The 12,334-nt window shown below is 72.3% G+C and carries 8 protein-coding genes and 1 pseudogene; 7 read left to right on the top strand and 2 right to left on the bottom strand.

Annotation, left to right across the window (positions count from 1 at the left end; genetic code table 11):
• Positions 1–11: 11 nt before the first annotated feature.
• A pseudogene (locus tag GFH48_RS05590) lies at positions 12–434 on the bottom strand (ABC transporter ATP-binding protein); the annotation flags it as partial.
• A 157-nt stretch (positions 435–591) separates the two neighbouring features.
• On the opposite strand from GFH48_RS05590, the gene GFH48_RS05585 reads away from it, so the two are divergent.
• Entirely contained in the window at positions 592–1,134 is a 543-nt protein-coding gene (locus GFH48_RS05585; protein WP_153292736.1) for an LOG family protein, read from the top strand.
• A 235-nt stretch (positions 1,135–1,369) separates the two neighbouring features.
• On the opposite strand, the gene pdxR is transcribed toward GFH48_RS05585, so the two are convergent.
• Positions 1,370–2,806, bottom strand: a complete 1,437-nt coding sequence (gene pdxR, locus GFH48_RS05580; RefSeq protein WP_153287187.1) for a MocR-like pyridoxine biosynthesis transcription factor PdxR — start codon at positions 2,804–2,806, stop codon at positions 1,370–1,372.
• A gap of 47 nt (positions 2,807–2,853) precedes the next feature.
• Between pdxR and GFH48_RS05575 the strand changes: the two genes are divergently transcribed.
• The 6 genes from GFH48_RS05575 (at position 2,854) to GFH48_RS05550 (ending at position 12,279) form a co-directional block, all read left to right on the top strand.
• Positions 2,854–3,399 carry a carboxymuconolactone decarboxylase family protein gene (locus GFH48_RS05575; RefSeq protein ID WP_153287186.1) on the top strand — a complete coding sequence of 182 codons (546 nt, stop codon included), beginning with the start codon at positions 2,854–2,856 and terminating at the stop codon, positions 3,397–3,399.
• 28 nt (positions 3,400–3,427) lie between these two features.
• On the top strand, positions 3,428–4,312 hold the full coding sequence (locus tag GFH48_RS05570; protein WP_228120376.1) for an MIP/aquaporin family protein: 885 nt from the start codon (positions 3,428–3,430) through the stop codon (positions 4,310–4,312).
• A gap of 7 nt (positions 4,313–4,319) precedes the next feature.
• On the top strand, positions 4,320–5,192 hold the full coding sequence (locus tag GFH48_RS05565) for an NAD-dependent epimerase/dehydratase family protein (protein WP_153287185.1): 873 nt from the start codon (positions 4,320–4,322) through the stop codon (positions 5,190–5,192).
• A 473-nt stretch (positions 5,193–5,665) separates the two neighbouring features.
• The gene (locus GFH48_RS05560) at positions 5,666–6,673 is read left to right on the top strand and encodes a hypothetical protein (RefSeq protein ID WP_153287184.1); all 1,008 of its coding nucleotides are present in this window, start codon (positions 5,666–5,668) and stop codon (positions 6,671–6,673) included.
• 309 nt (positions 6,674–6,982) lie between these two features.
• Complete coding sequence (locus GFH48_RS05555; protein ID WP_153287183.1) at positions 6,983–9,844, top strand: TIGR03767 family metallophosphoesterase; 2,862 nt, start codon at positions 6,983–6,985, stop codon at positions 9,842–9,844.
• 212 nt (positions 9,845–10,056) lie between these two features.
• Positions 10,057–12,279, top strand: a complete 2,223-nt coding sequence (locus GFH48_RS05550; RefSeq protein WP_153287182.1) for a TIGR03767 family metallophosphoesterase — start codon at positions 10,057–10,059, stop codon at positions 12,277–12,279.
• Positions 12,280–12,334 lie beyond the last annotated feature (55 nt).

Here is a 12,334-nt window from a genome sequence, read left to right as displayed (position 1 = left end):
CGGCCGGTCGGTCAGCGCGCCCGCGCCTCCCACACCCGGGCGGGGACGACGAGCGGGCCGCCGGTGACCGGGTCGGGGACGACGACGCAGGAGAGACCGAAGACGTCCTGGACCAGATCGGCGGTGACGACCTCGTCCGGCGGACCCTGGGCGACGACGCGGCCCGCCTTCATGGCGACGAGGTGATCGGCGTAACGGGCGGCCTGGTTGAGGTCGTGGAGGACGGCGACGACGGTGCGGCCGCGTTCGTGGTTGAGGCGGCGGACGAGGTCCAGGACCTCCACCTGGTGCGCGATGTCCAGGTACGTCGTCGGCTCGTCTAGGAGCAGCAGTTCCGTGTCCTGGGCCAGCGCCAGGGCGATCCACACCCGCTGCCGCTGACCGCCGGACAACTCGTCCACCGGCCGGTCGGCGAGGTCGGCCGTGTCGGTGCGCCTCGGGGGCGCGACGACGGAGGACACGAGGGTGGAGGCCGTGACGGCGGAGGCCGCGCCGGTGAATTGGTCGCGTCCGACGCCCGGGAATTGGCGCCCACCACCGAGGCGTCAGGTACGTAGGGTCGGGATCATGACAGCAGCAGCCCCCACCACGATGAACATCTGTGTCTTCCTCTCCGCCGCGGACCTCGACGAGCGCTACACCCGGCCGGCCCGCGAACTGGCCGAGCTGCTCGGCGAGGGCGGTCACACCCTGGTGTGGGGCGGATCGGACACGGGTCTGATGAAGGTCGTCGCCGACGGGGTGCGGGAGACCGGAGGGCGGCTGGTGGGGGTCTCGGTCGACTTTCTGCGCGAGTGGGCCAGGCGGGACGCCGACGAGATGGTGTTCGCCGAGGATCTCGCCGCGCGCAAGGCGCTGCTGCTCGCCCGCGCGGACGCGGTGGTCGTACTGGCGGGCGGCCTGGGCACGCTGGACGAGGTGACCGAGGTGCTGGAGCTGAGGAAGCACGGCCTGCACGACAAGCCCGTGGTCCTCTTGAACACGGCCGGGTTCTACGACGGTCTGGCACTCCAGCTCCGCCGGATGGAGGAGGAGGGGTTCCTGCCGGTGCCCCTGAGCGGGTTGTTCGTCCTCGCCGACACGGCCGCCGACGCCTTCGCCCACCTGGAGGAATCCGTCGTCGGCCCGAGATGAGCCGGCCACCGCGGGAACGCCGGCGGCCGTGACCTCCACGACCGGGCCGCGGCAGGTCACGCCATGCCATGCACGCCATGCCACGCACGTCCTGCCCTGGCGATACCGGGCCACGCCATGCCATGCACGCCATGCCACGCACGTCCTGCCCTGGCGATACCGGGCCACGCCATGCCACGCACGCCACGCCCCGGCGGGTCACGGCGGCGTGGCATGGCGGCGCACCGCGGCAGCGCTAGGGCATCACCCCGCACAGGACGTCCAGCGCGCCCTTCCACGCGCTGTCCGAGGGAGCCGCGTAATTCACCACGAGAGCGTCCTGCCGGGGGAGTCGCCGCCCGGACTCCGGCGTCTCGTGGCGGAACTCCGCGAGCCCGCTGACCGCGAGGCCCCGCCGCGCCGCCTCCCGGGTCACCGAGAGCTCTGTCCCGAGGGGGAGTTCGAGGACCGCCTGCAGCCCGGCGGCCATACCCCTCACGTGGATGTGGGGGGCCCTGTGGGCCAGGGCCGTGACCAGCTGCTCGCGGCGGCGCCGGTAGTGCAGGCGCATCGAGCGCACATGGCGGTCGTACGCGCCCGACGTCAGGAACTCCGCCAGCGTCAGCTGTTCGAGCGCGCTCGACATGTAGTCGCCGTACCCCTTGGCCGCGACGATCTCCGGGACCAGTTCCGCCGGCAGGACCATCCAGCCCAGCCGTACACCGGGCGCCAGTGACTTGCTCACCGAGCCGAAGTACACCACCCGGTCGGGGCCGAGGCCCTGGAGGGCGCCCACCGGCTGACGGTCGTACCTGAACTCCCCGTCGTAGTCGTCCTCCAGGATCAGGCCGCCCGTGCGCCGCGCCCACTCGACGGCCGCCGTGCGCCGGTCCGGGCGCAGCGCGACCCCGGTCGGGTACTGGTGGGCGGGTGTCATCAGTACCGCGCCGATGCCCTCCAGCCGCTCCAGGTCGTCGGTGCGCGCACCGTGTTCGTCGACGTGGACGGACGGAGTGCGCAGGCCGGCGTCGGTCAACAGGTCGCGGTAGAGATCGAGTCCGTACGACTCCACGGCCACCGCCCGCACCCGCCGTGACCTGAGCGCCCGTGCCATCAGCGCGAGCCCGTGGTGGAAGCCGGAGCAGACCACGATCCGCTCCGGCTCGGCGTACACCCCGCGGGCCCGCGCCAGATAGTCCGCGAGGGCGGTGCGCAGGCGGATCTGGCCGAGGGCGTCGCCGTAGCCGAAGGCGGCGTGCGGTGCCGCGGTCAGGGCGCGGCGGGCGGCGGCGAGCCACTGCGTGCGGGGGAAGTTCGCGAGGTCCGGTGAGCCCGGCCGCAGGCCGTACGTCGGTCGTTCGGGGGCCGTCCGGGCGCGGGGAGCGGGCTCGGCCCGGCCCGGCTCGGCCCGCTCCGCCACCAGGGTCCCGGAGCCCTGCCGGGCGGTGAGCCAGCCCTCCGCGACGAGTTCGGTGTAGGAGTCGGTGACGGTGTTGCGGGAGACGCCGAGATCGGCGGCGAGCGAGCGGGACGGAGGCAGCCGGGTGCCGGGTGCCAGTCGCCCCGTACGGACGGCGTCCCGGAGCGCGTGCGTGAGCCCGGCGCGCAGCCCGGGACCGCGCAGTTCCAGATGGAGGTCGGCGCCCGGTCCTGAGGGCGGGTCGGCCTCTGGATTGGTCTGGGAATCTGTCACAGAAATGGACCCTACGTCAGTGCCACTGGATGCGTAGCGTTGCCGTCATGAACACGAACGAAGCACACGAGAACCATGCCGACCCGTACGAAATCGACGAATCGGGCCATCCGGGCGAGAGTGGCCGTCTTCCCGAGCACGCGCCCCGCCTCGACTGGGCGGAACTCGCGCCGGAGGCCTTCAAGGCCATGGTCCGCCTGGACACGGCGGCGAAGCGAGGGCTCGCGCCCGTCCTGCTGAACCTGGTCAAGATCCGCGCCTCCCAGATCAACCACTGCGCCTTCTGCCTGGACATGCACAGCAAGGACGCGCTCGCGGCGGGCGAGTCGGCGCAGCGGATCCTCCAGCTCGACGCCTGGCGGGAGTCGAGGCACTTCTACACGGCCAAGGAGGTCGCGGCGATCGAGCTGACCGAGGCGATCACCGTGCTCACGGACGGTTTCGTGCCGGACGAGGTGTACGCGAGGGCGGCCGCGGAGTTCGACGAGAGCGAACTGGCCCGTCTCATCGTCGCGATCACGACGATCAACGCCTGGAACCGCTTCGGGGTGTCCACCCGCCTGGTCCCCGGTCACTACACACCCGCCTCCTGACCGCACGCCTCACGCGAAGGAGATCACGGTGAGTACCGTTCCCCCTCCCGCGCGCCGGCTGCCGCCGGCCCGTGCCGTCGACGAGTTCGTGCTCGCCACCGTCCTGCTGTTCCTCGCGGTGACGGCCGTACGGTGGCTGCGCGATCCGGGCTCCGCACTCTGCGTCGCCGGGTCCGGCGCCGCGATCACCGTCATCGGCGCCTTCAGCGGGACCGTCCTCACCGTGCTCGTCCTCACCCCGGCGGGCAGGCGCAGCGGGGGACACATGAATCCCGCCGTGACGGTCTCGCTGTGGTTGATGGGCGCTTTCCCGGGACGCGACGTCCTGCCCTACGTGCTGGCCCAACTCGCGGGTTCCGCGGCGGGGACGGGGCTGGCGCGGCTGGCGTGGGGACGCCCGGTCACCCTCCCGCCGGTCGACTACGCGGCGATCGGGCCCGCGCCCGCATGGCAGCCCTCGGCCGTCTTTCTCGCCGAGGCGGGAAGCATGGCGGCCATCGTCCTCGTCGTCGGGTTCCTGCTGGCGCGGACCCGCCTCGCCCACCTGCTGCCGTACGCCGTCGGACTGTCCGTCGCGCTGGTGATCACCCTGCTCGGCACCCGCAGCGGGGGCTCGGTCAACCCGGCCCGTCAGTTCGGGCCCGCCCTGCTCGCCGGGCGGACCGAGGACCTGTGGATCTATCTGGTGGCGCCGGTCCTGGGAGCCGCGCTCGGCGCCTGGCTCGACCGTGTCGTCGGACGACGGCGCCCGCGTCCGGCAGGCGCGACGCGGACGGCGGCGGGGAGCGCCGGCCCGCCGTGCGGGGAGGACACCCTCGCCGTGAAGGGGCGGGCAGCCCCCCGCGTGCCCGCCCGGACGGCAGCTCCCACCCCTTCCGTACACCATGGAAACGCGTCCGAACGAAAGGACTGATCTGACCATGAACATCCTGGTTGCCGGTGCGACCGGCGCGGTGGGCCGACTCCTCGTCCCCCTGCTGCTGAGAGAAGGACATCGGGTCACGGGAGTCTCCCGTACCGCCGAAGGGGCCGAGCGCGTACGACGGCAGGGCGCGTCGGCCGTGCGGGCGGACGCGTTCGACAGGGACGGGCTGCGGCGGGTCATGGCCGCGGCCGCTCCGGACGCGGTGATCCACCAGCTCACCGCCCTGTCCGACGCCGACGGGGAGGCGACCGACCGGCTGCGCCGTGAGGGCACACGCAATCTCGTGGACGCGGCCAGGTCCGCCGGCGTGGAACGGATCGTCGCCCAGTCGATCTCCTGGGCGTACGTGCCGGGGGAGAGCCCCGCGGACGAGACCGAACCGCTGGATCTCGGAGCGTCCGGGCCGCGAGGAGCGATGGTGGAGGGCATCCGGGCACTGGAGGAGACCGTGGCCGAGATGGAGACCGGCGTGGCACTGCGGTACGGCATCCTGTACGGCCCGGGCACCTGGTACGCGCCGGGCGGAGCCGTGGCCGCGGCGCTGGCCGGTGACCCGGGCGCGCGTCTTCTCGCCAACCTCGAGGCGGATCGCTCGGTCACCTCGTTCGTGCACGTCGCCGACGCCGCGAGGGCCACCGTCGCCGCCCTCGACTGGCCGTCCGGGCCCGTCAACATCGTGGACGACGAACCGGCGGAGGGCCGTCAGTGGCTGCCCGTCCTGGCCGCCGCCCTCGGCGTGCCCGCACCCGAGGCACGGACAGGACGGCAGGGCGGGGCCAGGGGCGCGTCCAACCAACGGGCCCGCTCCCGGGGTTGGGAACCCGAGTACACGACGTGGCGGTACGGCTTCGCCGCACAGGGCGTCTGACGGGCGTCCGGCGCCCGCCGTACCAGCCGGCCTCGGGCCGACGTCCACCCGGCCCGATCCGCGCGGTCGCCGGCCGGAGCGTCCCGTGACATCGTCCGCCGTCGGTCCGGGACCGGGCGGGGGCTGCGGCCACTCCTGGGCGAGCAGGGCCAGTCCGGATGAGCGCCGGCACCCGCTCCCGCCGCATCGCATGCCCCCGTCGGCCCATCGCCACAGGTCCGCGTCCCCCGGCGGCCGGGTGTCCCGAGCCGCGAGCCGGGTTCACGGTCACACCGGACAGTAAAGCGGGGCGGCCCCACTCGCGGCAGAGCCGGGCGGGCTCGACTTCGACGGCGACCCGGCTTGTCCTGTTCCCCGGTGACGCCGGTGCGCGGCGGTGCGCGGCGGTGCGCGGCGGTGCGCGGCGGTGCGCGGCGGTGCGGTTCCGGGATCGGCGTCCGGGGCCGCGGACGGGTCCCGGTACGGTTCATCCCGTGAACGTGGGCATGGACGTGGGCATGGACGTGGACGGGTGGGAGTCGGGGCACCGGGCCGCGTACGGCTGCGGGGCATGGGAACGGGCCTGTCATCAGGGCGGTCTGTTGGTCGCCTGGTACGAGGAGCAGGAGCGCGGCTTCGGTGTTCCGGCACCCGGGCGGTTCCACGCGCGGTCCGGTCCGCGTGCCAAGTGGCCGTGGGGAAGCGGACCGCACACGGTGGCCCTGGTGTTGTGGCGGACCGCCCGCGACGCCGGGATCCTGGTCGACGAGGTCCTCCTGGCCGACACCTTGCCCTACTGCGACCCCGCGGCCGTCCCCTTGGCGGCAGGCCCCCTGCCCGAAGCCGCCCGGAAGGGCGGCATCGGCGTCGGCAGCGCCGCGTCCGTGGCCGGGATCAGACACGTACTGCGGAACCACGTCGAGGCCGAACTTCCCCGACCCCGCCCGGCCGAGGCGCGGTTGACGCTCGGCTACCGTGTCCGTGAAGTGCTGGCGACGCCCGACTGGGAGCGTGGCGACTGGCCGGCGACCCTCGTCCTCGCTCGTCAGGCCATGGGGAGGGCGGACGACCGGCGGGAGCGGGGGACATGGCAGCCCACCGCCCGGGAACGGTCCACCTGGACGCGCCTCGGCCTGGACCGGAAACGGGTCGGCGAACGCGCCACCCCGGAAGACCGGGTGCCGGGCTGGCCGGCACGGGCCGCGCGACTGGCCGACCTAGCGGACGTCCTGTCCACCGACGCCGACACGCTGCCGCGTGACAGCCAGGAAGACCCGGGGCCGCTGGCGCAGGTACTCCTGGCCGCGGCCCACGCGTGCGACGGGCTGCGGACGAGCGCGCGGGAGGTCGGCCGGCTGTGGGCGGCCGAGCCGCACCCGCCCGCGGACCCGGATTCCTGGGAACTGGCCCACGTTCCGGGCGCGTTGCGGGCCCGGACCGAGGAGACCGACGACCTGCTGCGGGCGGTCGACGTCTTCCTGTGGAGCCTGACGTACAACTGACCGGCAGGAGCACACCGCGACGGGCCGCCCCCACGATCGCGCCTCGTACCACGATCGGCACCCGGCACGCGTCCCTGGTGCCGGTCACCCGTCCCTGGTACCGGTCACCCGGCAGCCGGTTCCGGTCAGCCGTCCCCGGTTCCGGTCACCCGTCCCAGTACCGGTCACCCGTCCCCGTCCCACGGACGCCGGAAGCGCGCGTCGTCGTGACGTTCCGGCGTCCGGTCGCCGACGGGCCCGTGGAACGGGGCGGAACGGAATGGAACGCCGGGAAAGGAGACGAGTTCGACCTTTCCTGGGAGACATGGCGTGGGTATCTCGCGAAGAAGGCTACTGACGACGACCGGAGCGGGCGTGGTGGCGGCAGCCATCGACGCGGGCGGTTTCCGCGCCGCCGCCGAAGCCGCGACGGCGACGGGCACCGGCCGGTCGGCCGCCACGGCGGCGGCCTCCGCATCGGACGCGCCGGTGGCCACCACGTGGGACCGGACGGTGCAGCGGGCGAGTTACGCCCAGGGCGCGGGCTATCAGCGGCTCGTCGCCGGGCCGGGCGAGCCGCACACCATACGTACGGACCTCTGGTCCCGCTTCGGCCCTCCGACGATGGCACTGGCGGCGTTCGCGCAGATGACCGACCTGCACATCGTGGACGACCAGTCACCGGCCCGCCTCGAGTTCATGGACCGCTACGCCGACGCCGGCGCCCCGCACTACGCCTCGTATCCCACCGATTCGGCCTACCGGGGTCACGAGTTCCTGTCGACGCAGGTCGTCGACGCGATGTGCCAGGCCGTCGCCGGCATCGGCAAGGGCCCGCGGAGCAAGAAACCGCTGCAGTTCACCATCGTCACCGGTGACGCGATCGACAACTGCCAGCACAACGAGAACCGCTGGTACATCGACCTGCTCGACGGCGGCCAGACCATCGTCCCGGACTCCGGCCGCATCGGCCTGGACCAGAGCTTCGCCGGCGGGTCCCTGACCGGCGGCGGTACCGCGGACAACCACTACTACTACCCGTCGGTGCCCCCGCAGCAGGTGCCGGGCAACCGGTACACCGGCACGTCGGGGCTCGGATTCCCCTATGTGCCGGGCCTGCTGGACGCGAGCGGCGCGGTGGGCGCGGCCCGCCGTCCGTTCGTCTCCCACGGTCTCGGCATGCCCTGGTACGCGGCGTACGGCAACCACGACGGACTGTGGCAGGGCAACGAGCCCATCGACAACAACCTCGTGGACGTCCAGGGCATGACGGTCGGTTCCTCCAAGACCACCGGCACCTCCGCCGACCTGCCGGACGACTACGGCGACCTCGGCACCTTCGGCAAGCTGATGGTCGCCTGGGACCTGGAGGGAACCAGGGTCGTCGCCGACCCCAACCGGCGGCTGGTCACCCGCAAGGCGTTCATCCAGGACCACTTCAACACCGCCGGCCTGCCGGTCGGTCACGGATTCCAGGGCGTCGGGATCGACAAGGCCTACTACGCGATCCCGTCCGGCTCCGGCGACCTCGTCCGCTACATCACCCTCGACTCCACCAACACCAACACCGACGGCTTCGGCTCCGGGGCCGCGGGCGGGTCGATCGACACCGACCAGCTCAACTGGCTGGAGCAGCAGCTCAGGGCCAACAGTTCGCGCTACATCGACACCGGCAACCGCGTCGTCACGCAGAGCGGTGTGCAGGACAAGATGTACGTCCTCTTCTGCCACCACACGCTCAACACCATGGACAACCTCGACGACGGCATCTTCGGCGGCATCTTCGGGGACCGGCACACCGGCGACGAACTCAAGGCGCTGCTGCTGCGCTACCCGAACGTGATCGCCATGGTCAACGGACACACGCACGCGAACAAGATCGTCCCCCATCCGGCGCCGGCCTCCAGCCCGATCTCCGGTGGCTTCTGGGAGATCTCCACGGCCTCCCACATCGACTGGCCGATCCAGAGCCGCATCATCGAGATCATGGCGAGCCCCGACGCGCAGAACGCGGGCGAGTTCGGCTCGTCCGCCGGGCCCGCCACCCTCTCGATCTTCACCACCATGGTCGACCCCGCCGCGCCCCTCTCCTTCGGGGGCGACACCAGCACCCCCGCACAACTCGCCTCCCTCGCAAGGGAACTGGCCACCAACGACCCGCAAGAGGTGAGCCACGGCATCACCAACCGCATGGGTGTCAGCCAGGACCGCAACACCCAACTGCTCCTGCCGGCCCCCTTCCCGCTGCACGCGCCACTCCCGTTCGGCTCCCCGATCGCCACGGCCCGCAACAAGGACGGGCGGCTGGAGCTGTTCGGCACGGACGCGCAGGGCAATCTGTGGAACACCAGCCAGCAGACCGTCGGCGGCAGCCTCCAGTCCTGGACGAAGCTCGCCACCGGTCCGGGGTGGCGGTGCGTCACCGCCGTCAGTCACCAGGACGGCCGGGTCGAGGTGTTCGCCATCGACCAGAACGGCTTCGTGAACCGTCGTGCGCAGACCGGCGTGGGCAGCGGCACCTACACGGCGCCCCAGCTGTTCGACTCCGCCTTCACCTCGGTGACCGCAGTCCAGGACCAGTGGGGCGGCATGCAGGTCTACGCGACCCGCAACGACAACACCATCCGCCACCGTTGGCAGGACTTCCTCAACGACGACACCCCCTCGAACGGCTGGTTCACCCCCTGGACCCAGCTCGGCGGCACCGCGATCCAGCTCGCCGTCGAGACCGGCTCCGACGGGCGCGCCGTGCTGGTCGCCATCAAGGAGGACGGCCTCCTCATCCAGCGCAAGATGAACGTCGCCAACGCGCAGACGGAGAGCGAGTGGGGCGGGGTGCTGCCGGTCGACGGCATCCTCGACTCCATCGACATGGCCCGCAACCTCGACGGACGCCTGGCGATCTTCGGCACCAATCCGGACGGGATGCTCTGGCGCCGCTTCGAGACCGCCCCCGCCGCCGGCACCTGGCAGTCCTGGGCCCAGATATCGACCCAGTACGGCGGCACCGCGCTGCGGATGCGCCACGTCGCCGCCGAGCGCAACGGGGCCGGGAAGATCGAGCTGTTCGCCGTGGACGACACGGGCACGCTCTACCACTGCGCTCAGACCGACCCCAGCAGCACCACCTGGTCGGCCTGGGAGTCCTGCCAGTTCCAGCTGCGTCCCACGCACAGCATCATCGGGCTGTGACCGGCCCGGTGACACCTGAACCCTCCCGCTCCGCCGCCTGAACACAGGTGCCGGCCCCGTCGCCCAGTGGCGGGGCCGGCACCTGCGCGGGCTCCCGCCACCCCCGCAACCCATCCCGTACCGGCCCCCGGAACCCGTCTCGGTCACCGGGGTGCGGGACGGGCGAACGACGACTTCGCAGCACGTCACACCCCCACACCGAAGGAATCGACATGGCAGTCTCCCGTCGCAGGATCCTGACGGCCGCCGGAGTGGCCGTGGTGGCCGCGGCCATCGACGTCGGCGGTCTGCGCGCCGTGGCCCGCGCCGCGTCGCCGTCTCCCGGCACCGGCGCCGCGTCCGGACTCACCACGTTGGACCGGACCGTGCGGGTCGGTCCCGACCTGGGCATGGGATACCACGGTGTGGTCGCCGCTCCCGGCGAACCGCACCTCGTCCGCGACGACCTCACCCCCGCCACCGATCCGCAGGTCACCCGGTCGCTGATCGCCTTCGCCCAGATGTCCGACCTGCACATCGTCGACGACCAGTCGCCGCTGCGCGTCGAGTGCCTGGACCGGCTCGCGGACTACGGACCCCCGCACTACAACTCGTACCCGGCCGAATCGGCGTACCGCGCGCACGAGTTCCTCTCGACGCAGACGACCGACGCGATGTGCCGGGCCGTCCGGCAGGTCGTGCGCGGTCCGCGCACGAGCGCACCGCTCGCCTTCACCGTCGTCACGGGCGACGCGGTCGACAACTGCCAGTACAACGAGTCCCGGTGGTACATCGACCTGCTCGACGGCAATGCGGTGCGCCCGGACTCCGGTGACCTCACGAAGGACGAGAGCGTGTCGGGCGGCCAGTTCGGGACGGAGACCCACTACTGGCATCCGGAGGCACGTCAGACCCCGCCCGACACCAACGCCCTGCACGGATTCCCCGTCGTGGGCGGCCTGCTGACGGCCGCCCGCAGACCGTTCACGGCGACCGGACTGGGCATGCCCTGGTACGCCGCCTACGGCAACCACGACGCGCTCGTGCAGGGCAACGTCCCGATCGACGCCCTTCCCTTCGACCCGCTCAAGGCCATCGCCACCGGCTCCACCAAACTGACCGAGGTCGAGGGAGTCCCGGACGTCTTCGACAACACCGCGTCGTACTACCTGGACCTGCTGAAGGACGTACTGACCGGCGAGTTCACCCTCCGGACCGCGCGGGTGACGGCGGATCCGTCCCGACGGCTGCTCACGCGCGGCGACTTCATCGCCGAGCACTTCGACACCACCGGTACGCCTCGCGGGCACGGCTTCACCTCCGGCAGCGACAAGGGCTACTACGCGATCCCCTCGGGGCCGGACGACGTGTTCCAGTTCCTGGTGCTGGACACGACCAACGCCGACGGCGGTGCCGACGGCGCCATCGACAAGGACCAGTGGAACTGGCTGAACGCCCAGCTCAAGGCGAACAGTTCGCGCTACGAACTCGAGGGCTCCGGCGGCGCCGGGGCCAGGACGGTCGTTGACCAGCCGGGCGTGACCGACAGACTCGTCGTCATCTGCTGCCATCACACGCTCGACTCCATGGACAACACGGACAGCGGGTCCCCGTACGGTGGCACGGAACTCCGCGACCTGCTGCTGCGCTTCCCGAACGTGATCCTGATGGTCGACGGCCACACCCACACCAACAACGTCTCGGCCCACAAGCCGTCCTGGGCGTCCGCCCTCGGCAACGGCTTCTGGGAGGTGAACACGGCCTCGCACATCGACTGGCCCATCCAGAGCCGGATCTTCGAGATCGCCGAGGGCGGCGGCATCCTGTCCGTCTTCACCACCATGGTCGACTCAGACGCACCCCTCTCGTGCGACGGGGACACCAGCACCCCCGGCATGCTGGCCTCGCTGGGACGCGAGCTGGCCGCCAACGACCTCCAGGCGGTGGCGGCCGGTATCGACAGGCGCCGGGGAACGGCCGGCGCCCGCAACACCCAACTGCTCCTGCCCACGCCGTTCCCCCTGCCCGCCGGCCGCGGCACGCCGCTTCCGGGCGCCGGCTGGCCGGTGGTCCAGCAGGGGGCGAGCGGTGAACGGGTCAGGACCGCGCAGTACTTGCTCAACGCCCGGGGCGTCACGCTGAGCGTGGACGGTTCCTTCGGTTCGGCCACCGGCGGCGCCGTGCGGACCTTCCAGACCAGCCGCGGCCTGTCCAGCGACGGGGTCGTGGGACCCGCGACCTGGCGGGCCCTCGCCGTCGTCGTGCAGCAGGGCGGCGGCGGGCCCGCCGTGACGGCGTTGCAGCGTCAGCTCAACGCCCACGGGGGCGCGTTGAGCGTGGACGGTTCCTTCGGTCCGGCCACCGGCGGCGCGGTGCGGTCCTTCCAGTCCGCCCACGGCCTGCCGGCCGACGGGGTCGTCGCGTCCACGACCTGGCAGACGCTGACGGGGCTGTGAGGCGGACCCGCCACACGTCCGCCGGCCGGCCGACGCCGACCCACCGGCGCGGCGA

The sequence above is a fragment of the Streptomyces fagopyri genome, from assembly GCF_009498275.1.
In the GTDB taxonomy this organism is placed as follows: domain Bacteria; phylum Actinomycetota; class Actinomycetes; order Streptomycetales; family Streptomycetaceae; genus Streptomyces; species Streptomyces fagopyri.
This window is presented reverse-complemented; position numbering and strand designations above follow the sequence as displayed.

Bases quoted from the DNA above. Each gene is read 5' to 3' on its own strand.
- GFH48_RS05565 (WP_153287185.1), top strand. From the start codon at position 4,320: ATGAACATCCTGGTTGCCGGTGCGACCGGCGCGGTGGGCCGACTCCTC.
- GFH48_RS05585 (WP_153292736.1), top strand. From the start codon at position 592: ATGAACATCTGTGTCTTCCTCTCCGCCGCGGACCTCGACGAGCGCTAC.
- GFH48_RS05550 (WP_153287182.1), top strand. From the start codon at position 10,057: ATGGCAGTCTCCCGTCGCAGGATCCTGACGGCCGCCGGAGTGGCCGTG.
- GFH48_RS05575 (WP_153287186.1), top strand. From the start codon at position 2,854: ATGAACACGAACGAAGCACACGAGAACCATGCCGACCCGTACGAAATC.